20 protein-coding genes and 2 pseudogenes are annotated in these 23956 nt (G+C 54.1%); 10 read left to right on the forward strand and 12 right to left on the reverse strand.

Annotation, left to right across the window (positions count from 1 at the left end; all coding sequences use genetic code 11):
- Nucleotides 1-245: 245 nt before the first annotated feature.
- On the forward strand, nucleotides 246-398 hold the full coding sequence (locus KTE_RS49410; RefSeq protein ID WP_374226794.1) for a Tn3 family transposase: 153 nt from the start codon (nucleotides 246-248) through the stop codon (nucleotides 396-398).
- Nucleotides 399-723: 325 nt separating this feature from the next.
- On the opposite strand, the gene KTE_RS02170 is transcribed toward KTE_RS49410, so the two are convergent.
- The 8 genes from KTE_RS02170 to KTE_RS02210 all read right to left on the reverse strand — a co-directional run bounded on the left by KTE_RS02170 (nucleotide 724) and on the right by KTE_RS02210 (nucleotide 9299).
- A complete protein-coding gene (locus KTE_RS02170; protein WP_201378031.1) occupies nucleotides 724-1137 on the reverse strand; it encodes a hypothetical protein in 414 nt (137 codons plus the stop codon).
- Between the two features lie 22 nt (nucleotides 1138-1159).
- Nucleotides 1160-1564, reverse strand: coding sequence for a PPOX class F420-dependent oxidoreductase (locus tag KTE_RS02175; protein WP_201378036.1), 405 nt, complete (start codon nucleotides 1562-1564; stop codon nucleotides 1160-1162).
- Nucleotides 1565-1595: 31 nt separating this feature from the next.
- Nucleotides 1596-3209, reverse strand: coding sequence for an amidase (locus tag KTE_RS02180; RefSeq protein ID WP_201378037.1), 1614 nt, complete (start codon nucleotides 3207-3209; stop codon nucleotides 1596-1598).
- A 51-nt stretch (nucleotides 3210-3260) separates the two neighbouring features.
- On the reverse strand, nucleotides 3261-3479 hold the full coding sequence (locus KTE_RS02185) for a hypothetical protein (protein WP_201374027.1): 219 nt from the start codon (nucleotides 3477-3479) through the stop codon (nucleotides 3261-3263).
- 187 nt (nucleotides 3480-3666) lie between these two features.
- On the reverse strand, nucleotides 3667-6840 hold the full coding sequence (locus KTE_RS02190) for a LuxR C-terminal-related transcriptional regulator (RefSeq protein WP_201378038.1): 3174 nt from the start codon (nucleotides 6838-6840) through the stop codon (nucleotides 3667-3669).
- A gap of 109 nt (nucleotides 6841-6949) precedes the next feature.
- On the reverse strand, nucleotides 6950-7462 hold the full coding sequence (locus KTE_RS49415; protein WP_201378040.1) for an NAD(P)H-binding protein: 513 nt from the start codon (nucleotides 7460-7462) through the stop codon (nucleotides 6950-6952).
- A 264-nt stretch (nucleotides 7463-7726) separates the two neighbouring features.
- A complete protein-coding gene (locus KTE_RS02200) occupies nucleotides 7727-7897 on the reverse strand; it encodes a hypothetical protein (protein ID WP_201378042.1) in 171 nt (56 codons plus the stop codon).
- A gap of 475 nt (nucleotides 7898-8372) precedes the next feature.
- On the reverse strand, nucleotides 8373-9299 hold the full coding sequence (locus KTE_RS02210) for an oxidoreductase (RefSeq protein WP_201378045.1): 927 nt from the start codon (nucleotides 9297-9299) through the stop codon (nucleotides 8373-8375).
- 148 nt (nucleotides 9300-9447) lie between these two features.
- On the opposite strand from KTE_RS02210, the gene KTE_RS02215 reads away from it, so the two are divergent.
- Entirely contained in the window at nucleotides 9448-10032 is a 585-nt protein-coding gene (locus tag KTE_RS02215) for a PadR family transcriptional regulator (protein WP_201378047.1), read from the forward strand.
- Between the two features lie 288 nt (nucleotides 10033-10320).
- On the opposite strand, the gene KTE_RS02220 is transcribed toward KTE_RS02215, so the two are convergent.
- A complete protein-coding gene (locus KTE_RS02220) occupies nucleotides 10321-10788 on the reverse strand; it encodes a recombinase family protein (protein ID WP_201378049.1) in 468 nt (155 codons plus the stop codon).
- 230 nt (nucleotides 10789-11018) lie between these two features.
- Between KTE_RS02220 and KTE_RS02225 the strand changes: the two genes are divergently transcribed.
- The 4 genes and pseudogenes from KTE_RS02225 (at nucleotide 11019) to KTE_RS02240 (ending at nucleotide 14198) form a co-directional block, all read left to right on the forward strand.
- Complete coding sequence (locus tag KTE_RS02225) at nucleotides 11019-11489, forward strand: MarR family winged helix-turn-helix transcriptional regulator (RefSeq protein ID WP_201378058.1); 471 nt, start codon at nucleotides 11019-11021, stop codon at nucleotides 11487-11489.
- Nucleotides 11490-11660: 171 nt separating this feature from the next.
- A pseudogene (locus KTE_RS02230) lies at nucleotides 11661-12146 on the forward strand (nitrilase-related carbon-nitrogen hydrolase); the annotation flags it as partial.
- Nucleotides 12147-12408: 262 nt separating this feature from the next.
- Nucleotides 12409-12844, forward strand: a pseudogene (locus KTE_RS49420) (Rrf2 family transcriptional regulator).
- 127 nt (nucleotides 12845-12971) lie between these two features.
- Entirely contained in the window at nucleotides 12972-14198 is a 1227-nt protein-coding gene (locus tag KTE_RS02240; protein ID WP_201378061.1) for an MFS transporter, read from the forward strand.
- A 151-nt stretch (nucleotides 14199-14349) separates the two neighbouring features.
- Here the strand turns inward: KTE_RS02240 and KTE_RS02245 are convergent, their stop codons facing one another.
- Complete coding sequence (locus KTE_RS02245) at nucleotides 14350-14610, reverse strand: transposase (RefSeq protein ID WP_236600246.1); 261 nt, start codon at nucleotides 14608-14610, stop codon at nucleotides 14350-14352.
- Nucleotides 14611-15003: 393 nt separating this feature from the next.
- Here KTE_RS02245 and KTE_RS02250 point away from each other — a divergent pair, with 393 nt between their 5' ends.
- The 3 genes from KTE_RS02250 (at nucleotide 15004) to KTE_RS02260 (ending at nucleotide 18634) form a co-directional block, all read left to right on the forward strand.
- Nucleotides 15004-16485: a diacylglycerol kinase family protein gene (locus KTE_RS02250; protein ID WP_201378063.1), complete on the forward strand. Its 1482-nt coding sequence runs from the start codon at nucleotides 15004-15006 to the stop codon at nucleotides 16483-16485.
- A 638-nt stretch (nucleotides 16486-17123) separates the two neighbouring features.
- Nucleotides 17124-17312: a hypothetical protein gene (locus KTE_RS02255; protein WP_201378065.1), complete on the forward strand. Its 189-nt coding sequence runs from the start codon at nucleotides 17124-17126 to the stop codon at nucleotides 17310-17312.
- Nucleotides 17288-18634 (forward strand): FAD-binding oxidoreductase, encoded by a 1347-nt coding sequence (locus tag KTE_RS02260; protein WP_201378067.1) that lies wholly within the window; start codon nucleotides 17288-17290, stop codon nucleotides 18632-18634. Before KTE_RS02255 ends, KTE_RS02260 begins: the two co-directional genes overlap by 25 nt.
- 368 nt (nucleotides 18635-19002) lie before the next feature.
- Here KTE_RS02260 and KTE_RS02265 read toward each other — a convergent pair whose 3' ends face one another.
- Entirely contained in the window at nucleotides 19003-20343 is a 1341-nt protein-coding gene (locus KTE_RS02265; protein WP_201378069.1) for an ISKra4 family transposase, read from the reverse strand.
- Nucleotides 20344-20865: 522 nt separating this feature from the next.
- Nucleotides 20866-21318 (reverse strand): phosphoribosyl-AMP cyclohydrolase, encoded by a 453-nt coding sequence (gene hisI, locus KTE_RS02270; RefSeq protein WP_201378074.1) that lies wholly within the window; start codon nucleotides 21316-21318, stop codon nucleotides 20866-20868.
- A gap of 372 nt (nucleotides 21319-21690) precedes the next feature.
- On the opposite strand from hisI, the gene KTE_RS02275 reads away from it, so the two are divergent.
- On the forward strand, nucleotides 21691-23928 hold the full coding sequence (locus KTE_RS02275) for a serine/threonine-protein kinase (RefSeq protein WP_201378076.1): 2238 nt from the start codon (nucleotides 21691-21693) through the stop codon (nucleotides 23926-23928).
- Nucleotides 23929-23956: the final 28 nt, after the last annotated feature.

Here is a 23956-nt window from a genome sequence, read left to right on the forward strand (position 1 = left end):
GAGCTGAGACCATCCCATTTGGAGCAAATTGAACGCTGGCATGTTGCTGAACAATGTGATCTGCTGTGGCAGAACACGGCACTCTACTCATTTTCCTGAGCACCTTATGGTAATTCTACGCGGAGGATTCTGAGAGAGGACACAGTCTAGATCGGTGGCAAGAGCGTGTTATGGACTTGCTTACTCTTTTGTCCCAAGTACCGCTATGAAGGAGCCTCTTTGGGCTAGATTCCTATTCCAACTTTCTGTTCCAACTATGGGCAAACCCCTACTTGTCCCAGGTGGTCGAAGAACTGAAAAAGCGGGGCGAAGTAGTACCTGAAGAGTATCTCCCCCATATCACACTGCTGGGATGGAAACATATCAATCTCATCGGGCAATACAGTTTTAGCCATTAATCGGCCCGTTCCCTCGACAATCTCCGACCATTGCGGCTTCCAGAACAGGAAGGTCAAGAGGCACGGGAGGCACCCACGGAAGATCGCGGCGTGTCCTCTCATTCCTAAAACAGATGATTCTCGATCTGCTACGATACTCAGCGGTTTATTGTGATAATGAAACTGCTGAGTGTCAAAACCGTTCGTTTAGTGGGATTCCAGATGAAACTCCACATTCCATCTGGAGTTTCATCATCACGGGCATAACCAGTTCTGCGCGTTTTCGCAAAAAGGATGCAATGCACTCCCAACGCAGCTATCTGCATGTGTGTTGGGAGTGCATTCATTATCTCACGGTCTGGGGGGCAGACATCTGAGGTGCATCTTTTCCCTCGGCCTGCTTGAGCTTGAGATAGCGCGCACTCATGATACCAACAAACCCCATCGCACCTGCGCTTACCAGCAAGTGCGCCACCCGAACGAGCCAGTGCCAATCGCCAATGAGAAGCAGAAATTGATTCATCCCAAAGAGAGGTATGATCATCGCGTAGATGATGCCCAGTGCTCCAGCTACCCTCATTCCTCTGGTCAAGAGCAATACGATACTCAAGGCAAGCAGAGCCAACGTGACAACAAGACCGAACCACATATGTGCAGAAAGAAAGCTTATATTGGCAAACCAGTGCAAAAGTCCCAACACCAGCGCTCCTGCGCCCGCAATGTTACTTATCCAGTGGATGATGTGAACTGTTGTTTTCATCAAAAAATCCTTTTCATTGCTTCTATGGCCAGGTGATTTTCTTTGTGACAAACTGCCCATCTTGAAAGGCCGGTGCATCAACGCCCCAGCTCCAGGAGACTTTCGGCGTAATGACTATGTAGGTGCCGGGGCCTCGATACCCTTGCTCAAGGGTGACAATCTCAGCCTCCCCATGAACCTTGATCGCACGTGGCACCAGTGGCTCAAGTGATGGCAGGTCATCAATGATGAGCGAGACGAGGGTGTGTCCGGAGGTGACATTTTTATACTTGCGTGAGCGCTCTAAGGCATAGCCGCTAATGTAGAAGCGCTCCCCATCAAATCCAAAGCCTACCGCGTCAACGTCAGGTTGACCATTTACCGCCACGGTTGCAAACCTCGCCAATGTCTGGCTTTGAAGAAATGCACGTTCCTTTTCCGAAAACATAAACTTCTCTTTCTTTTCAAAAAAACACTATCTAAGATAGTAGAGCATCTCCCGAAACGGGCATGCATGGACCTGTATGCTCTTCCAGTGCGGCCATCAGCGCTAAGACGATATCCTCTCTCCAGGAGCGAGCTACCACCTGCACGCCTACTGGCAGACCTGCGCTGCCCATCTCAACGGTACGGGCTACACGCTCAACGCTATCTTTCCCAACGCTGCGCTCGCTCTCCTCACCTGGGTAAACGCGGGTAACGGGTGCCACGCCAGCAGGCAGACCTAGCAAATTGTAGAGGATGGCATAGCTGCCAGCATTGGTCGGATTTAAAGTGCCACTACTGCCATGTGTCAGGGCTGGAAGCGCATGGGGCGGGCAGAGAAGAGCATCAAAATGGTCAGCATTAAGCGCGGCAAGGAAGCGCTCGCGATACTGATTGCGCTCTTCTACCAGATGCCAGTACTGATCGACCGACAACGCTCCACGAATAGACTGCAACGAAGACGCCATGTGAGCCTGTCCACTTCGCCTGAGCAGGCCTACCAATGGCGCACGAACGATCCCAGGCAGGCTGCTCACCCGCATATTGAAGCTGATGCGGCGATCACGGGGATCTCCTGCGAGATTGCGCTTATAGGTCGCAAAACCATCCGCACCCACCAATCCAACATAGAGCCGGACCGCTTCCGCCACATTGGGCGGGTTCCAGGACTCAACGATAGCACCACGTGCGCGCAAGGCCTGCGCCGCCTCCTCCACCGCACGACGTACAGCCGGAGCTACCGAAAAAACGCCATTATCGGTATACATGCCGATACGCAGACCTGTAAGAGAGACGGCAGTGGGATCGGGCCAGGGAACAGGCGGCACTAATGGATCAACAGCGTTCAAGCCAGGAGCCGTTAGAATGTTCATTGCCAGGCGCAGATCCTCAACGCTGCGGGCAATGGGAGCAGGCTGAGCGATAATGCCTTCCTGCCCACCAACGTAGGCATGGGGAGCGGTATCGTGATGGGTCAATCTTCTGGCTGTGGGAAGCAAGCTATACAGACCACAGAAATGTGCGGGCACACGAATACTGCCACCGAAATCGCCTCCCAGGCCAAGAGGAGAGCCGCCAGCGGCAAGAATGGCGGCCTCACCCCCACTGCTTCCGCCAGGGGTACGGGCCAGGTTCCAGGGATTATTCGTCCGGCCATAGACCGGGTTATCAGATTCGTGATACATCAGCAGTTGGGAAACATTCGTCTTTCCTAGAATAATAGCTCCGGCCTGACGAAGCCGCTTCACGAGGGGACCTTCCTGCTCCACGAGCCGAGATTTCTGATGCAGAATACCAACCGTTGTTGGGGTTCCAGAGACCATAAATTGCTCTTTGAGGGTGATGGGCACGCCATGGAGAGGGCCAACGAGTGTTCCTTGCGCAAGCAGGCTATCAGCTTTGCGTGCCGAGGCACGCGCCTGTTCAAAGAGTGATACGACGACGGCGTTCAGACGTGGATTGACCGCTTCGATACGGCGAATATGCGCTTCAATGACCTCCTGCGAGGAAAGGCGACCCTCAGCAATATGGCAAGCAAGCTCCGATGCACTCAGACTGGTGAGGACGGCATCTTCATGGGAAGACAGTGTAGAGGAAGAGGGTGTCATGATATATGCTCCTTTCGAGATTACTTTGGTGGAATGGATGTGTAGGCTTCTTCAGGGCTGACTCGAAACGTCCTGGTCTTCCCGTTTCAGTGCCAGCAGGGGTAAAGCCAGGTCGCGTACTTTGATCAGCACTCCATGCAAAGCGGCCTCATCTGCCAGAGGACCACGCAGCACGGTGTGGTCTTCTTGATACGTGATCGTCAAGTCCTCAAACCAGGCAGACCAATGCTGATCAAGATGTCCCTGGACATGCAATTCGTAGATGGTCATCGCAGTGCGCTCCTTCGCCGTGCTATCTCTGTCGCGGCGTGTTTTCGTGATCTGTGCTGAGTATAGAGTAGGGAGTGGTTGGGAGGCAGGAGACTAAAGTGGATAATGAGGGTTGGTTTTGTGGTAGAGCACAGGCAGGGCTGAGCCGCTGCCTCTACTATACCGCCCCACCTGCTGCGAGGCTATGCTAGAGGAGGTGGAGTGTTTGAGCGCGAATGACTGCCTGGGTACGGTTCTGCACCCCTAGTTTCCCGGTAATGTTCGAGACGTACTTTTTGACGGTGCCCAGACTCACGACGAGGCGACGAGCAATCTCGCCATTGGAGGCTCCCGAAGCTAAGAGTTGCAACACCTCGCGTTCGCGCCGTGTGAGGGGTTCGGCAAGTTCTCCCAGGTATGGAGGTTGTAAGTCGAGAGCCGTTGCCCCGAAGGAGGAAAGCAGCGTGGCAACGTAGTCAGGCGCAATGCCACGTTCCTGAGCCTGGCGCAATAAGGTGAGCAACGGTGTCCCCTCGTCAATGAAGAGGCGAATATAACCCTCTCCCGCGGCCTGTGCAAGGGCACGCCCCAGTGTGGTGAGGGCGCCTGATTGATCTCGCCTTGCATGGAGAGCCAACGCCTTCAGGATGAGGATTTCCAACACACTGCCCATGCGTGCTTTCGCCTCCGCGTCTTCGAGGAGGCGAGAGAGCAAGCGCAGAACATTGCCCAGCAGCGGCCCTGTCGGGTCGTTGCGTCCCTCTTCAATGCGGATTCGGGCCAGGATCAGGTATTCCATCTCACGTGGGTAGCTTACCTCGTCTTCGGTAGATAGGCCAGATGCATTCGCCCAGGCAACGGCACGCTCCAGATCGCTCTGTGCTAACAGGAGCTGCGCCCGTACTGCTGTTGCCAGCGCTCTGAGAGGGGATGGGAAGCAATCGTGCTCAGTCAATTGAACCAGTTCTTCTATGGTAGCACGAGCTTGACTGAACTCTCCTCGTGCCTGCTGTAAGCGGGCCTGCGTTGCGTATCCAAGCAGGGCGGTAATGGGTTCAAGAAAGATCCCCATCCTCATCGCCTCCATCCCTTTTGCCAGGATGCGCTCAGCCGCTTCCAACTGGTTGTGTTCGCGCAGAAGATGACTCCAATTGAGATAATAAAAGGCACTGGCACCTGAGGCGCGAAACTCCTCGGCCACCGGCAGCAGTTGTTCATAGATGGCAAGAGCCTCGCTGAGCCGACCTTGTAGCCCTCTCAAGCGTGCCAGTTGATGCGTGATGCGTAAACGTCCAAGAGGACCGATGGTAGGCACCAGCGCCATTGCAGTCAACACAGACTGTTCGTTTGGAGAGGTGACATCTCCGCTGAGTTGATAGGCACGAGCCACGTACATGAGCGCCCCGGCACGCAGAGGAGCCGCACCTCGCGTCTGTGGCAACAGGGAGAGCGCCCGACGTGCCATTGTGACGCTGCCCGCCAGATCATTGGAGGAGAGGCTGCTTAGTTCCGTACGACAGTACGCTATCCCACCTAGAATCATCTGTACGTGTTCGTCAGGGTGGTCGAAAGATCGGCTGACTTCAGCATCACGCAGGCACGCCTCAGCCTGCTCAAATTGTCTGGCAAAGATGAGTCCGATCGCACGAATAAGAGAGAGCATTGGGCGCGTACGGATCATCTCTTCGGGAAGTCTCCTCATCCAGTTGAGAACGGTCTGATACTGACCGTTCAGCTCGATAGCTATGGCATCACGTTCAAGCAAGCGAGCCATACGCTCATCATCGTGAGCAGCCAGCGCATGGTGTACAGCCTCGATCACGAATGCATGCTCCTCGTACCAGATGCTGGCGCGGCGATGCAATTCAGGTACCATATTGGGCATCGTAAGCTTGAGGCGATTGGTGAGGGCCTCGGCAAAGAGGTGATGATAGCGGTACCACTCTCGCTTCTCGTCCAGTGAGACCACAAACAGGTTCGCTCGCTCCAGCGTTTCCAGTATCGCCTGACTTGCAGGCTCACCCGTGACGGCATCACAGAGCGGAGCAGAGAGGCGCTCAAGAATCGCCGTGTGTAGGAGGAACGACTGTATCGAAGCAGGTTGCCGTAAGAGTACTTCTTCGCTGAGATAGTCAAGCACGAAACGATGACTGCCGTTGAAGGCCGAGAGAAAGGCAGAGGGATCAGGATGCCCCGCCAGCGCAAGAGCAGCCAGTTGGAGGCCTGCGATCCATCCCTCGGTGCGGTTCTGGAGGGTCGTGATGGACTCTTCGGAGAGCGAGAGGTCCATCGTGGACTGGAGAAATGAACTGCTTTCTTCCAGGGAGAAGCGAAGGGCAGCAGCACGCACTTCCAGGATATGCCCATGCGCCCGGAGGCGGGAGAGCGGCAAGGGGGGGTCTGCTCTCGTAGCAAGGATGAGATGCAGCCTAGTGGGCAGGTGCTCGACGAGCGTGGCAAGGGCACAATGAATGGACGGAGCTTCGATGACGTGGTAATCATCGAGCACAAGGGTAATATCCTCTCTTGCGTAGTGCGTCAGGTCATTGACCAGCAAGGTCATCACTGTTTCTGGTGACAGAGGTTCCCCTGTTTGGAGCAGGGCGAGGGCGTTCGCACCCAGACGCCGATTAACGGTCTGCAAGGCAGCGATCAGGGAGGAGAGAAAACAGGTAGAATCATTGTCTTGCGCCTCCAGGGAAAGCCAGGCGACAGACATGGGCGGGAGATGCTTATGGTCGGCAAGCCATTGGGCAAGCAGGGTCGTTTTGCCGAAGCCAGCGGGTGCAGAAATGAGGGTGAGTCCGCGTTCCCTCCCCTGTTGGAGTTGCTCAACGAGACGGGTGCGCGACACCAACCGGACTCTTGGACGCGGCACCTGAAGCCTGGTAGAGAACAAGAGCGCGGGCTGTGTAGGCAACTCGGAAGGCAGGAGACGATTGGCCTCCGTTTCCACAGCTTGCATGGTTGATCCATCCACGCTCACGTCGCTTGCCCATGGGTTCTGTTCCCGTTCATCGGAGAGCGTCTCGCCAGAAACGTCATCAGGTGGGAAGGTCACATCACCACTGAGCTGAGCTGCCATCTCCTCCAGATGTATGAGCGTGAGGTCTGCTGTCCGTCCCAGATATCTCTTCATCAGCTTGGGACCGACGCGGTTGTAAGCGTACCAATACCCATGGCCCCATTGCCTGGACTCCTTCCGCACCGTCAGTTGTCCCTGCCTCCCGCGAAAGGCGAAGGAGGCAATCGTATCGAGCCAGGTAAACCACCCAGGTTCTCCAGGGGTGATCGTGAGGATGGGTCTCTCTCTCTGGTCGTACACTTCATAGTTCTCATGTTCTACATGCCAGGTCAGATGGTATGGGGCGGCTTTTGGCATACTCTCCTCATTGGTTTTTGTTACCCAAGGTCTTCTCTTTTCCTAGGAGTATACGCATTGGGTAACAAAAATGCAAGAGATTGTTGCGGCACAAAAAAGATCCTTTCTGTCAGAGGAAACGGATAGTTTTTTTTCGCCCTGTTGAGCAACGTTCCTCTTCCGACTTTGTGTTCCTCCTATCTATATATGACACAGACGTAGCGGAAGATGGAAAAGGAAGGACCTGGTTCTCTTGGAATCTCTCGCTCAACATTGTACCTCTACGTGAGAGAAGGGAAATCGTGTCCTCTGCTATCGCCGGAGCCGATACCGGTAACGGCGATGAGCAATTGTTCAGACTTGAGCGCTTTCGAAAGGTTCTCCGCGCAACGGGAGACAGGGTTATCGTTTGCATTACTCTGGTAGTGCCCAGGCAATCACAGACGACATCTTGCCCCTCCACCACCTTCGCGATCGCATCGGGCTCCTGGGCATCTCCTGCGACGATACACAGGCGTACGTGGCTCATTGGCATGCGGTCTGGTATACGGGCGAGCGCAGAGACCTCATGGCTATCTGCCAGCACCGCTTGCGCCATAGCCAAACCAATGCCATGGGTTGCGCCAATGATTGCGATTTTCATATTCCTGTCCTTTATTCGCTGCCGATCATGGCTGCGCTTTCGCGCCACAACCGATCCTGAGCGTCTCGGCTTCGCGCCAATTCCGAGGGGTCAGGGAACGCCGGTTCACCCTTGACCAGGGAGACGTAGATCCAGACTTAGCCCCGCCCAATCCTGCGCGCCTATTTCTTCGTGAGCTGGTGGTAATCGACCGAGGCGAAACTCGGGAACCGAAGACCTCCAGTAGGCGGCGCGGGAGTGTTCACAGTCATCGCCTGCTCCACTCTAGCCAACCACTATGCCGGAATTTCCGCCGGCTCCGTCTACCCAGTAGACATTACTCTGCACTTCGTGAACAACTAGCGGTTCATCGCCCCACTTTTGGACATAACGCTGTATATCCTGGAGAGAGGGCTGCTGCGGCTTGGATGGGTCCATGGCTGGCTGTTGATTCAATATATCCGTTTTCTTTTTTCATATTCTTTTTCCTTATGTTGAAAGGGCGAAACAGAGAAGCCATCCTTGAGCTTGCGTTCGCCCAAATATCGAATGCAGTAGATGTAGCATGACACTTAATACCATCAAAGTCGTTTGTCGAGCCAATCGAACACATACTCTGACGCAGTGGAGTAAGCTCCCATTTGGCAATGCGACTGTGCGGTATCAAACAACATGTAGTGCTTGAGGCATTTTAGGGCATCAAAGAACTTTTGCGCCTGACCTTTGCGATTTCTTCCGTTCCATCCATGACGAGTGTCTCGCATTCGGTTTTGTTCGAGAATCTCTCCAAGATCCGACATGCCGTAGAACATCAGGCCGAGGACGTGTTTCACTAAGGCATCCATCAATATATGCTTGCTAAATTTGGTGGATGTCCAATGTGGCCCTGAAATTGAGCTTTGTGAAAGGGCCGCGATCGGATGCGTTTCGTTTATTTCGGTTCTCCTTCTGTGACGTGTAAATCTGCGAGATCCTGCGGGGTGAGGGCGATGGAACCGGTAGCGATGTTCTCCTCCAGGTGGGCAAGAGAGCCAGTGCCGGGGATGGCTATGGTGACCGGTGAGAGCGCCAGGAGCCAGGCCAGGGCGATCTGCGAGACGGTAGCGGCGTGCCGGGTGGCAACTCTGGCCAGGCGTTCGTTGTTGAGGTCCGTTCTGCCGCCGCCCAGGGGGAAGAAAGGAGCGAAGGCGATACCATTGGCTGTGCAGGCATCCAGGACGACCACTTCGTCGCGCTTGGCGATATGGAAGTGGTTCTGGACGGCTACGACGGGGGCAATCGTGCGAGCCTCGGTGAGGTGAGCAGAGTCCACGTTGCTGAGGCCGAGGTGGCGGATCAGACCCTCCTCGCGCAGCGCGGCGAGTACCTCGAATTGTTCGGCGAGGGACTCACCGTGTGGGGGTTCCATGAAGCCGATGCGCAGGTACACTAGGTCAAGGCGAGAGAGACCCAGCGCCTTGAGGTTGTCTTCAACCTGAGCACGCAGGCCGGCGGCGGTCGCCGGAACTGGGCCATTGGGACCGGGGACTGGGCCGACCTTGGTGGCGATGACCAGATCAGGCGGATATGGGGAAAGCGCCTCACGGATCAGCGTATTGGCACGGACAGAGCCGTCGAGGCTTTGGTAGAAGGCGGCGGTGTCGATGTGGTTGACGCCGAGTTCGACGGCACGGCGCAGGACGGCACAGCCAGCCTCGGGGTCGCGGGGTGGACCCTGGAAACCATTGGCGGACAGACGCATGGCACCGAAACCAAGCCGGTTGATCGTGAGGTCGCCCAGGGTCAGCGTACCTGCCTGGCTTACATGGCGTTCGTTCGCGCTCTCGTTTTGGAAAGTCATAAAAGATTCTCCATTCATCTCGCTCTGCTTGCCACAGGACGAGGTGTTCTGCTAGAATAATAATGGCAGTGACATATGTCAAGTGCTTACATATAGGAAGATATCATAGGGAATGACATATGCCAATGTCTTACATATGGCTCGTGGAAGAAAAGAGAGGAACCCCATGACGACCCTGGAGTATAAGTTACTCGGCATGTTGGCACGTCACCCGATGTCGGGATATGATCTGGCAAGCGTCCTGAAACAGCGTGTCGTCCCCTTTGGGCCAATCAGCCATACGCAAATATATCCGGCACTGGCCAGTCTTGAGCGGAAGGGACTAGTCCGCTATCACATCGTCGAGCAGCAAGCCGTACGGCCAGACAAAAAGGTGTATGAGCTGACTGAGGAAGGCCGAGCCGCACTGCGGCAATGGGTCGAGTCTCCTACCCCTCTGGTCTTCTTATACGATGAGTTTTTCTTGAAAGCCTACAGCCTCTGGCTTGCTGATCCCGAGCGCATGGAAGAGCGATTCCGCGAACAGGCTCAACTCCACCAGGAGAAGCTTGAATTTTACGAACAGGCGCTCCAGTCGAAACAGCTTGCGATCAGTGCCAAGCACGAGAAAGCCGATTTTTTCGAGGGGATGGATGTGTTGTTCCAGTACATCATTGGGTATGAGCACAATTATCTTGCCTGGTGCCAGTCGATGCTTGAGTATCTCGAGCAGCGGAAACACCAACACGGCCAGGAAGAAGGGCAGGCGTGAACATGCCTGCCTCTCCATGTGAGACAGGATGGTCGCGGTTCTCTCTCAATGCGTGCTCCAGGGAAGGTTCATTGGTGCATTCGGAGATGGGGGCGTGCAGAATCGAGCGAGTCTCGTAAGAAGAGGAACCGCACCTCCACAACAGATTTCGACTTTAATGATCTCACTCCTCTCAGGAAGATACATGCTCCAGCTATTCAACTCAAGCTTTTGGCACGCCGCAGTGAGACGTTTTTCTGGAACGTACAGGAAGCGCAGATCCGCGTGCATCTGGCAAGAGCCAGTTCGTTATCTGTCTCCATTGACAACGTACTTATAAAACGTGGTCCGACTGCGAAACCCTGTCCGTTTCATAATTTCAGCGACGCTCATCGTCTGACTGGCATACAACTCCTTCGCGCGTTCAAGGTTGGCCACGCTCATCTTCCTGGTGACGGCTGGCCGACCGCCCTTGCGCCCACGGGCTCTGGCCGCCTCCAGTCCGGCCTGGGTCCGTTCGCTGATCAGATCGCGTTCAAACTCGGTCAGCGCCGCCATGATGTGAAACATGAATTTGCCAGTGGGCGTGGTGGTGTCGATGTTCTCCTTCAAACTTTTCAACTCAATGCCACGCACGGCTAGGTCCGTCACGGTTTCGATGAGCTCTTTCAGGCTTCGTCCCAGGCGATCCAGCCGCCACACGACGATAACGTCTCCAGGCCGGGCAAGATCCAACATCTTGAGGTGTTCTGGACGGTCAAAACGCTTTCCAGTCATCTTGTCCTTGTCTGGCCCACCAGGTTGTGACGATTGCTCTTTCTTCTTTGGCGACAAGAAGAAGGGTGAGCCACATCTTTTTGCTGTTTCTATCTGCCATTTTGCGGCTGGTGACACGTTCAGTAGCGCTACCCCTCAGAGGCCAGTGCCAGGTCTTGACAGCATGTTGTATATACACTACAATAGGGGCTAGACAACATGTTGTATATACACTTCATACGGAGACCAGGATGATGAGTACAGAGATTGAGACAGCCGATGCCGGCGTGGTTGGCGAGATCACTCGCAATTGCCTGCTCACACGCACGCGCCGCATATCGCGCATCATCACCAACATGTATGATCAGGCACTTCGGCCTTACGGCGTCAATGCTCCGCAGTTCTCATTACTCGTGCTCATTGCGAAGCTTGGAGGAGCAAGTCGTGCTGAGATCGGACGTGCCAACTACCAGGAGCGCTCGACTCTGACACGCAATCTCGCGCTTCTCCTGGCAGAGGGGTGGGTCGAGGAAATGGTTTCTGACCAAGGCGGTCGAAGCCGTCCACTGGTCCTCTCGCAGGCCGGCAAAGACTTACTGGTTTCGGCAGCACCTGCGTGGCGAGCAGCACAGGTAAGAGCCAAACAGTTGCTCGGCGAGGAAGGCGTGACTGCCATCGTCGGCGTGGCCGACAGCATCCCGCTTGACGAACTCGTGGAGTAAACCACCCAAAGCGTTGTCTATGCAAGGTACAGTGCAGCAAATGTTGTATATACAACGCACAGTGTAACAAACCCCGTCACATCCACCTTGTGGAAAAAGAGATCCATAATGTTGTATATACAACAAAAAAAATACAACAAAGCCACCACGTCAACTTGAAAGGAACATACCATGAGCACCATCGTGAAAGCCGCCGTGCAGATCAGCCCTGTGCTGTACAGCCGGAAGGGTACCGTCGAGAAGGTTGTGAAGAAGATCCGTGAGCTGGGCAAACAGGGTATCCAGTTCGCGACCTTCCCCAAGACCATCGTTCCCTACTACCCCTATTTCTCCTTCGTGCAGTCAGCGTACGACATGCTGTTGGGGAAGGAGCATCAGCGTCTGCTCGAAGAGTCGGTCACAGCCCCGTCTGCCGAGACCCATGCGATCGGCGCGGCCGTGAAGGAGGCGAACATGGTCGTCTCAATCGGCGTCAATGAGCGCGATGGTGGCTCGATCTACAACACGCAGCTGCTCTTCGACGCGGACGGGACGCTGATCCAGCGCCGCCGCAAGATCACGCCAACCTATCAGGAGCGGATGATCTGGGGCCAGGGTGACGGCTCAGGCCTGCGCGCCGTCGAGAGCGCCGTTGGGCGTATCGGACAGCTCGCCTGCTGATCGATCGGACGCCCGCGTCGCACATCCATGAGCGCACCCGAAGGCTGAGACTTTGCGCGCGACTATCGAGGAGGAGAGGGTCATCGAGGTTCTGTAATCTGCCAATAGTGGAAACGAGGCTGTTGATTTTTTGGCAATTACTCTGCTGATCAGAGGACATTTCTCCTCGGCTCGTTTCCTCGAAATTGGTTTGGGAAGCCAAAGGAGGGAAAGCTCTCTCGCCAGGATAATTGCAGAAACTCCAAAGGAGAGAGAACATATGAGCGCAAATAGCCGTTTTACCGTTGCACTGCATACCTTAAGCTGGATGGCTCTGGTTGCACGACAACGAGAGATTGTGACCTCAGATCAGATTGCGGCCAGCGTCAATACCAATCCCGTCGTTATTCGACGGATTCTTGGATTGCTTGAAAAAGCACATCTGGTCATCGTGCAACACAGAACGGGGGCCGGCTGAAAATTGGCTCGCACGCCAGAGGCGATCTCGCTGCTGGATGTCTATCAAGCTGTCGAACAACCGCCGCTCTTTGAATTGCACCGTAGTCAGCCAGCCCAACCAGACCTGTCCTGTGGGAAGAGGTATTCAGCCAGCCTTAAAACGCTTTTATGAGGATGGCGAGCGCACACTGCAACAGCAGTTCGCCCAAGCGACGGTCGCTGACGTTTTGCGTGAAACGCTCACCCCTTCGTCCTAAAGCCCATCTCTTTCCAAAAAGGGCTTTTTTTTACCCATCGCTGCAACTTTGATAGTTACAGCCAGTGGCAGAGAAGAAAGGCATTCGTTCGCGATGATGTTCAAGATACAAACACGAAAGGGTTGCTGTGAAAACACCATTTAATCCGCGTATTCTCTTCCTTGCGATTGCGACTTTTGCGGTAGGAACCGATGCCTATGTGATTGCAGGAATCCTCCCTGAAATCGCTCAGGATCTGCGTGTGCCGGTTGACCAGGCAGGGCTGATGGTTTCACTTTTTGCGCTGGCCTACGCTGTGGGATCGCCGCTTCTTGCCGTTCTCACAGCGCGTGTTGCTCGCCGCTGGTTACTTATTGCGGTGCTTTTGGGACTGTGTGCCGCAAATATTCTGTCAGCGTTGGCTCCTACCTTCGGGTGGATGTTGATAACCAGGGTGCTGGCTGCCGGATGTGCAGCCCTGTGCTCGCCTACCGCTCTGGCAATCGCGGCTACGCTGGCTCCTGCGCAACAGCGCGGAAAAGCCCTGGCTTCCGTCAATTTCGGTTTGACCGTGGCAACCGTGCTGGGCGTTCCCCTTGGGACCGTGATTGGCGGTCACTTCGGCTGGGTCTGGACTTTTGGCCTCGTGGCAGCACTTGCGGGGGCAGCCGCGCTCGCTCTTACCTTCAGCCTACCTGCCGTTCCCACTCCCCCGGTGGCGAGTTTACGAGCTCGCTTTTCCCCTCTTGGGCAAAAGAGTATTCTTCTCGGGCTCGCCCTCACATTCTTCTGGGCTGTGGCCGCTTTTACTATCTATACCTATATCACGCCGCTCTTGCGCGAAAATGTCCATGTGAACGATGTCAGTGGCCTTCTGCTCATCTATGGTCTGGCAAGCATGGCTGGTAACGGTCTGGGAGGGTATGGGGCTGATCGCTGGGGAACGTTTCGCTCCATTCTCGCCAGCCTGATTGTGCTTGCCGTGGTCTTTCTGACTCTCCCTATCACAACTCATTTCCTTGCCAGTGCTCTCATTGCGCTGGTGGTGTGGGGAATTGCAGGCTGGTCGCTCTATCCGGCCCAACAACATCGTTTGCTTGCTCTCGCGCCAGAACATTCGAGTATCATTCTGGCGCTGAACGGATCGGTCCTCTACCTGGGTATTGCGGCGGGATCGGGTCTCGGCGGTCTTGTTCTCGCGTACGCTCCGATTTCAACGTTGGGTATTGCGGGGGGAATTGCCGCGCTCCTGGCACTGGGAACCCTCCTTCTCAGTACCACGCGCATGTTCACACCACATGCACCCAGACACAAACCTGAACAGGAAGCGCCAGTTCCCAGCAAAGATCCCGCCATGATGGAACCTTTACATTGAGAAGGAGTTCGGCCATGAAGCATGGCGCTTTCTGCACGCCGATCGATTACTGTGTGTATGGTTGAAAGACCTTTTCCAGCTTCGTTCTGTTTCGCATGTCTCCCTGCGGGCCGTGGCCTGCAGGGAGTTAAGCACGAGTATGGAGGTAGGGCTAGGATCTCTGCAAAAATCTACCACAAGCTTGTGATAGATTTTTGCAGAGACGCTCAACCCCACTTACCTGCGTCCGCTGACGGATCAAGCGGGTACGGTGCGCGATGAGACCTCGCAACTCACGCTCATCCTGAGGAGGGATCCACACCGCAGGCATGAGACCTGCGGCTAGGAGGCGGGCGAGATGCAACGTATCACGCGCATCAGTCTTCACCCGAGCAGTGGTAATCAGTTTCACGAGGTTCGGATGAGCGACCATGACCGAAGAAACCAGAGGACAGAGCTGATCACAGAGATGCCAGGCGTTTGTTGTGGCTTCTCATACCAAGGATACCGAAACGACGCACACTCTGCAACTGACATGCTAAAGCCCTACCTCTTGATCGCTGTGCGACCGCCGTCAGCGGTGATGATCGTACCAGTGAAGTAGCTTGCGTGTGGGAGGCAAGAAATCCTACAACGTTGGCAATCTTCTCAATGTTCGTTGCACGCTTGAGCAGTGTGGTGCATCCGAGGGCTTAAGTGTGCTCGGATGCTTAAAGAAGAGGCCAGAGATCGCTTCAAATGGTCCAGGCCATTTGAAACTGAGCACGTCTCTAGCCCGTATCCCTTTCAAGGATCTGTTATTGCTTTACATAAGGGGAAAAAACACATGGGAAACAAAAACGCTTGTATCATCGTTGATCTTAGATCAGGGAAGCACCTGGTACACGTCCCTGAGATAGCAACCGTTCTATCCGCTGCAGGCTGGAAAACTGACGTCGCCCTGAAGGAATATGGAGGCGAGACGATGCAACTGGCACAGAAGGCTGCCAAAGAGAAATATGCGCTCGTGATCGGCTACGGCGGCGATGGAACCTTAAATGCCCTTCTCAATGGCACCATGTATGCCCAGGGGAAAGGTGCCGTCGCAGATATACCAGGAGGCACCTTCAACGTATGGGCAAAGGCAATAGACATGCCGGATGATCCCGTGAAAGCCGCCCTGGCCCTTGTAGATAGCAAACCACGCAGCCTTGATCTCGGCCATATCGAGGCAACCAGTCTGACCTCTGCCAATAATTCCAAAGACGTCTGGCAACCAGCCCCCAATGGGAAAAAGTCGAAAAAGTCAAAAGAATCAACAAAAACCAGGCACTATTTCTTGCTAAACGTTGGCATCGGCTTGGATGCCGCAATGATGGCACATATATCCAAACCTCTAAAGTATCGAGTTGGTCCGCTGGCCTTCGACCTCGCTGCAGCAAAAGAGTTCCCCAGACAGCGCCCGTTTCCCGTCGAACTTCAGCAAACAGATGACAAGGGCAATGTCACCGCTCACTGGCGTGGAGATGTCTGGGAAGCGTATGTAAGCAAGGTGCCTCTCTTCGCGGGAGCGGTCAACATAGAACCGGGTTCGCGCGCCGATGATGGATTGCTCTACGTCACTTTGATTACCACCAATAGTCCACTAAAGACGATCGGACAGGCCGTTTCATTACTCACGCAGCACAAGCCAGATAGAAATGTCACAACCTATTTCCGCGGCACGCATTTTTCGCTGCGAATCCCCGCCTCTATCGATATCCATGTAGATGGGAGTGCTGTCAAACCCGAAGAACTCCTATCAAAAGCGGAACAGCGTGCCTTGCAACAAACCAACGATCCAGAACAGATGCTGGTCGATTATCACTTCGATGCCAGGCAAAAGGCGCTGCACGTTGCCGTTCCACGCACCTATGCAGGCCCACTGTTTGAGAAAACACCGCAGAAAGGAAACACCTCACCCCAGGAACAACTCCTGCTCGCTGAACAACAGCCAGCGAACGCGCCACAGCAATCGCACCCGCAAAGCGAGGAGCAACCCCCAATTTTGCAGAAAGCAGCCTATAACATAGAAGTTATTGGAAGCATTGCACTTCAAGGGAAACAGCCAACCACCATCGTCGCTGGCAAGTTCAAAAAACAGGATACGGACGAGGTCCAGGTTCTCGCGGTGCGCGTAAACAAGCGAACGCAGGTGCTCAACAAGGCAGGGGAGCACGTGCCGTCTGCAAGGCTCCTAGCACTACAGGAGGGCCAGACAATTCTGGCCGAAGGGAAGAAGACTAAACGCGGCGTCATCAAAGCTACGCGCGTGAGGTTAGCCGACTGAGGTAATCTCTGTGAGTCAGGAACCCACCATTCAAGAGGGGAAATGCATACGATCTCTAGGGATAGCACACGGCTGGGCGGGGATCTTAATGGTGTTGGTGCGCGTGACGCGTGGCCAGGGGTCACGTCTCCAGATTCAGTACTTTTTTTTGCACCTATCTTCGAGTCACCTCTTGAGGTGTTAACGCCGACGTCATTACGCGCCGGTTTAAGGCTGAAATGACATCTTTTTAAGAGAGAAATGATGTGCCATTGAAGCAAAACACACTCAATCTGCTCGGAATTTTACCGGTGCTGACACCTACACATACTCTTCTTTTACTGGGCAAGATCCCATACGCTTCAGCCGTGGGGAATCGTCACCTGACGGAGCAAGTGCTGCCCATAGAGCAATCTTGTTCGCAAGACAGTGAATTCATCTTCTTTATGGAATTTCTTATATAATAAGTGTAGGTAGATCTCTCTTTTTTGCACATAGGCTAGACTGACAGTGGATATTGTCCTGGGGGCAACTAAGAAAGGAAAGCAGAGCTTCTACTTAGTTGTTACCTATAAATAGCCACTTATCTGTATGACTGTTCTAGTGGACTTACGGATGTGAGGACGTTGTGCTCGCCTCCCCAAAAGGTGCAAACGAAGATGAAACGGACTCGATTTGATGCATTAGCCAATGCCCCGACCTCGCGGCGAAAGGTTCTTCAGGTCCTGGCAACCCTCGCAGGAACCAGCTGTTTGGAAGGACTGCAGATAGCTGGTCTCGATGATAGTGCCATGGCTGTTCTTCGCGATGGAGAACCTGGTGAGTGGGCTACCGGGGGACCAAGTTGACAGGGCGCCTCGTATTTCCCAATAGCCCGGATTATAACAGCGCTCGTTTGGGCTGGGCCCGACAGTTCTCTCAGTTCCCCCTCGTCATCGTTTTTTGTCAAAACGTGCAGGATGTCGTGAATGCTCTCAGTTGGTGCCGAGAACACAATGTCACATTTCGGGCACGAAGCGGTCGGCACTGCCTGGAAGGATGGTCAGCTCTGGATGGTGGAGTGGTCATTGACGTGAGTAATATGAATCAGATTCACGTTGATACAAGCGCGGAGGTAGCTACAGTCCAGACAGGGGCCACGCAAGGGGCGGTGGTAACCGCGCTGGGGAAGATAGGTTACGCCATTCCCAGCGGAGGAGAGAAGACCCCCGGTATAGGTGGCGTCACGCTAGGTGGAGGCATCGGCACACTCGCCCGCTCCATGGGTCTGGCTTGTGATCACCTGATTGGCCTCGAAATGGTGGTCCCGAGCGGCAAGCAGGGTGCAGAGGTAATCCAGGTCGACGAGCACAACCATGCTGACCTGCTGTGGGCTTGCCGTGGGGGTGGAGGAGGCAACTTCGGCATCGCTACCTCCTTCACCTTCAAAATTCGCCCCATCTCCACTGTCACGATCTATGACGCAACATGGGGTTCCGCCGATTGGCAGCATGTGAGCGAGCTTTTGAGCGTATGGCAGTCCTTGGCCCCCTCTGCGGACGATCGACTGGGCTCGACCTTCAACCCGAATTCCAAGAAAAATGGCAGCATTGCATCCAATGGTATCTTCATCGGATCACAGGAGGCACAGTTGCGCCAGCTGCTCCAACCTCTGCTTGGGATTGGCACGCCCAAAGTGACGATCCAGACCATGTCCTATCTCGATGCCTGGCTTCACTTCGCCGCCCCTCCCGATCCGCCGCACAATGACAAGTTTTCCTCGGTCTGGGTCTATAGCGCCTTGCCGCCTAAGGCAATTGAAACGGTACACAGTTTCCTGGCGAATGCCCCCATCCCGCAGGCCAATATCTGGTGCTTGAGCTGGGGCGGCGCGGTGGGCAGGATACCGACCGAAGCCACGGCGTTCTTCCATAGAAAGGCACAGTTCTACATGGAGTGGGACTCCCCATGGACGAATGATACGGAGGAGGGACAGGCCATCGCATGGGTTGAGCAATTCCGTGAAGCGCTGCAGCCCTATGTCAATGGATCCTACATTAACGTTCCCGACCGCAGCATCAACGACCTCAGGACCTACTACGGCAACAACCTTGCCAGGCTTCAGGAGGTCAAGCGCATGTACGACCCAGAGAATGCCTTTCACTTTGAGCAGAGCATTCCTCCAAATTAGCATCGCGGGATTTGAGTTTGAGGTACTCAAGAGCCAAGAGCACGAACTCTATCGTGCCTTGATCAGCTTTCAAGCGGCTGAGATAGATCGTTTCGGCAGATGGTAGGCTTTTCCTCTCTCCAATTGGGAGGCTTTTGTGAAATTGGTAGACCTTTCAGCGGATGGTAGACTCTTCCATAAGAAGCTTCTGTACCATCGATCTGCTCTTATTGATGTAAATGTGGGAATTATGTGAACGGATTTTTGATAAATCCGTGGCAGGCCTACTCCTCTCTTTGAAGCAAGAAACAGCCACAGAATAGTCCTGATATCGTTCACCCAATTCCCACATTTACAAATGGGTTGTGCCCAAAACTGGGGGCTGTTGGCTACACAAATGCTCGATGAGATGGATGGCGCTGCCAATCGGCATTGAGAAAGTCGGTTCGCAACGCCACCAGTGCTGTGGCATTGTCTCGTTTCCAGCGCATCCCTCGTCGTTTCATACGCCGATTGATGACCAGAGACACCGCTCGCTCAATAATCCCACTGCCCACCGGATAGCCTGCCTGTCTCCATGCTTCATACGAGCCGATCCACTCCCGTTGCTCCTGCAGATAGGTCACAGCGGCTTTCAAGGCCTTGCCTTCCCCTTTCTCTTGCCAACTCTGTAACCGCTTGACAGCTTGATCGACCTCGCCATGCCACAACCAGCTTTTGATCTCAGTGATCTGCTCGGTGAGCCAGGTCTCAGGATATTGCTGGTCGCGTTGGGTCTCTCGAATGGCTTTGCGCACCACGCGCCAGAGATGAAACCAATCCAGGATATGTGTCGCCTTGGCAAAGTGCTGCTTGGCTTCTTGCTTGATCCACTGCGCCCCATCAGCTACCACCACGCTCTTGGCTTGATCCAGTCCCACCTCACGGGCCGCTGCCTCAGCCAATATCCCCAAGGCTTTGGAAGGGGCAAAGGTGGCCACGTAGCAGCGTTTCATCCAGCGAGCTCGCTGGTGAACTGGACCCAGTCGCTTTCCTTTCGCACTGCGCTTCGCCAGCTCATACCAGGTCAATTGCGAGGGATCAGGTTGCGCTTTGGGCTCTTGCACCTGCTTGTTGCAGGCAACCACAGCCACCTTGCCTTCCATGCCTCCCGCTTGCTCGCAACTGTGCGTCCAGCCCCCATCCATGCCCACCACGCCAGCTTCGCCCTTCCCTTCGTTGGGAGCTGCGTTCAGCACCTGCTCAGCATGCTGCTGCTGGACACAAGCTTGTTGCTCTCCTTGCTGCATCGTGAGCTGACGAAGTTCCTCGGCACTGATCTGAGCCCCACTCAAGCGTTCCAAGAGCTGAGTAGCATGCCGGTAAGGCCAGGAGCTTCCTGCAAGCACGGCTGCCTCTCGCAGGCCAGGGCTCACCTGCTGCCCACGCAGATCACGCAAGAGATGACGGGCTGGACACCAGCGATGCAAACAGTGCTGACAGCGGTAGCGTCGCAAGGCCAAGCGCACTCGGCCAAAGACCAGCAGCACCCTTCGACCAACGGTGCCTTCCACGCGCACATCGTCATTTTTACATCGAGGACAGCGCCGCTGGCGCTGTTCCCACTGCCTGATAGCCTGTTGCAAGGCCCTACACATGCTTTGACGGCCCTGTGTCACAATGGCCTCTTCCAAATCAGCCAAACCTGTAGTTGCAGAAACTTCGAGCGTGAGCGATACTTGCACTTGCATGAGGGCATTCTCCTTTGGATCTTCAGATGTTGCGTTTCTGTTTCCAATACGGAGAAGTCCTCTTGTTTTCTTCAACCCCCTCTTTTGGGCACAACCTTACAAATGAGGACCCCTTCTAACCTCTTTGGCTGATACAAACGCATTGTGACGCGATTTCTTTATCCGCAAAACCTTTTTCTGCTCACTCATATGGCAGGCTGTGCGTTCCAACGTAAGCGCGAAAAAATCAAAGTTTCTAAGGTAACCGCGAAAAAAGCACAAGGTCCTGCTCAGGCTCTCTACCGTAAACGCGAAATAGCTCCACCGACTTCATAATCCTGTTTTGCAGCAGGATCTCATTTGGTGATATAGACAAAAAGAAAGAGGGGGAGTACGGTGGATGACGACAACCCGTACTCCCCTCGGTATATACAGAGACAAAGTCCTACACAAGAACCTTGCCTAGTTTGTAGATAAGTTCCTTGAGTTCTTGCGCTAACAATTTCGGACTGTGTGTGTTTAGAGTAGCAACCATGCTTAGTGTCAAACTTGATGGTTTATGTCCATGGAAATATGCTCCTTGTCTTTTGCCTGTTCTTGCTTGACACCTACTGCATGTGTATAGACCTGTTGGGGATCAAAAATCCTTTCGGCGATGGTTACATAGCTATTATCATCTTCAAGACGCCGGTAGTAACAACTACGGTATCCCTCATGGCACGCGGCCTCTCCTTGCTGGATTACCCGTATCATAATGCTGTTCTCTTCGCAATTGACGAATATGCCTCGCACCTGTTGCGTGTGCCCCGATTGCTCGCCCTTGCGCCATATGGTGTTACGTGAGCGACTATAGAAGTGTGTGTAGCCACTCTCTCGTGTCCGCTCCAATGCGTTGTCGTTCATAAACGCAACCATCAGGACCTCGTTGGTGGCATCGTCTTGAATGACCACGGGAATCAATCCCTGCCGATCAAATTTCAGTGGTAGTTCGCTCATTACAGCCTCTCCTCCCGATTGCCTTGCTATCTATGCCAGTAGTATTGCCATCCGCTTTATATAGTAGCACAGACAGTGCTCTTCTTTACCAAGCAAACAAGCATGACTGACAATCGATACATTTTTTATTGTCAATGCATCATTCTTTAGTGAAGTAGCCCACTAGTATTCAGTGAGCGCAAACATTGCCATATGCTAAAAAATCTATTATCATTCGTTCAAATGATGAATTGCCCGAATAGAGATTGGCAGTGTAGCACAAGCTACATACTCTTTATAAGAGCGTTACTCACTTTTATACACTTACCAATCGTCAAAGCGTGATAATCCTTATGCCAAAAATAATAGCGTAAATAGATGTGGGAGTTTTGCATGGTGGAAAGAGAAGAGCAAGCAGAAAATCCAGGTTATCAGAAAGGGCAACAGATCGGGCAGTACCAGGTGGTTGGCCAGCTTGATCAGGGGCGCTTTGCTGGTACCTTTTTAGGGCAACATATACATCACAAAAAGCAGTATGTGCTTGATATGCATACTCAGCCCCTGGCCGATGAGCTGAAAGAAGCCTTTCTTCAGCAGGCTCGTCATCTGGAGAAGTTGACGCATCCGCATATCCTCCAGGTACGCGATGCCGGGTTGGAGAATCGTATGCCCTTCCTGGTCGTCGAGTACGTGCCACATATCACCCTGCGTCAGGTCTACCCCAAAGAGAAAGTTCAGCCTCTCGCGAAGTTTCTTACGTACTTGAAACAGATAGGTGAGGCTTTGCAATATGCTCATGAGAAGGGTTATCTGCATAGGCAGCTCCGGCCAGAGAATCTTCTTCTCAACCGCAATAATCAGGTACTGGTCTATGATTTTGCCCTCGATGCCCTGATCAAGAATCGTAAACGTGTCGGGCAACAGAATACCCAGCAAGCGCTTGATGCCATTCCCTATACCGCTCCAGAGCAAATTCAGGGGAAACCCTGTGCGGCGAGTGATCAATACTCCCTGGCAGTGATCGTCTATGAGTGGCTTGCTGGCAACCCGCCATTTCAGGGATCATATGTGGAGGTTGCCAATCAGCATGTGCATACTCAACCACCCGCGCTTCGCTTAAAAGTGCCGGGTATTGCCAGCCAGGCTGAGAAAGTCATTATGCGTGCCCTGGCAAAGGAGCCTGCCCGCCGTCATTCCTCACTTCAAGCCTTTGTAAAGGCTCTGGAAGAGGCATATACCCAGAGCCAGGTCACAGCTAAGAAGATTTCTTCCTCAGAGGCTGAAGCCAGGCCGGTGCCTCAGCAGCAGATCGCAGAGACACCTACGCTGACGCTTGTTGAGTCGGTCTCGACATCTTCTTCGCCACAAGCACATACTAGTGCTACTACTTCATCAGCAGTATCTTCCGTTGCCCAACTCTCACCTGTGCCGCCATTGCCCGCCACACCACCACCACCGGCGGCAGGCCAGACTCACAGCATTCATGGAGCGCTCCCACTCACACCGACAGAGCTGGCTCCCATTGATCCTCCAGTAGAGTATTCGCCAGCCAGGCGTGATGAGCCTGAGCCACTTACACGACGCGCGCTTATGACGGGTCTGCTTGGCCTGGCAGCGGCTGGCGGAGCTATCGGGACCTGGTATCTCATTACGCGTAAGAGTGGAAACGTCTCCCATAGCATAAACACGACGAACACGACATCTCGCACGACACAGCCTCAGATCACAAGTGATGGAACGTTGATCTATCGCGCCCATCCCGCTCGTGTGAACTCTATTGCCTGGTCCCCTGATGGGAAGCTGATCGCTTCGGCAAGCGATGACCAGCTTATCCAGGTCTTTGATGCTGGGACTGGAGCAGTCAAGCGAACATACACAGGACATACAGGGGCCGTGACGAATGTTGCCTGGTCGCCCGATGGTACACGCTTAGCCTCAGCGAGCGAGGACCATACTGTTCAAGTCTGGGACACTGGCAATGGAGAGAATCTCTCTACCTATCAGGGGCATTCTGGAATCGTGAATGCGCTCTCCTGGTCATCCGATGGTCAGCTTATTGCTTCTGCGAGCGAGGATAAATCGGTTCAAGTCTGGAATAGTGCTAGTGGTGGGCTGTTCCTCAATTATCAACAGCATAGCGCGGGTGTGCTCTCTGTCGCGTGGTCGCCCGATGGGCATAGCATCGCTTCAGGCTCCTGGGATGACACGCTACAAGATTGGGCGACCGTTCCCAGCGACGCCTTTGCGATAGGGCAGACCATCTTCAAGTATGGAGGCCATACCGCGGAGATTTATGCCGTTGCCTGGTCACCTGATGGTCAGCTTATCGCCTCTGGTGGTGGTGATCGAACCGTATTGATTGGGCGGGGGGTCGATGGTGTCACGAAAGTCAAATACTCTGGGCATAATGATGCCGTGCATGGGATCTCCTGGTCACCTGATGGCAAACTGATCGCCTCCTGTAGTGAAGATGGAACCGTTCAGGTTTGGAATGCCTCCAGTAAACAGGTACTCTACACCTATCGTGGGCACTCGCGTGGTGTCTACTCCGTTGCCTGGTCGCCCGATGGGAGGCGTATCGCCTCCTCCGGCGCAGATAATACCGTTCAGGTCTGGAAACCGAAGCGCTAGCGAGCTTTGAACGTGTTTGAGAGCTTAT

Origin of the sequence: Ktedonobacter sp. SOSP1-85 (assembly GCF_016587415.1) — a bacterium.
In the GTDB taxonomy this organism is placed as follows: domain Bacteria; phylum Chloroflexota; class Ktedonobacteria; order Ktedonobacterales; family Ktedonobacteraceae; genus Ktedonobacter.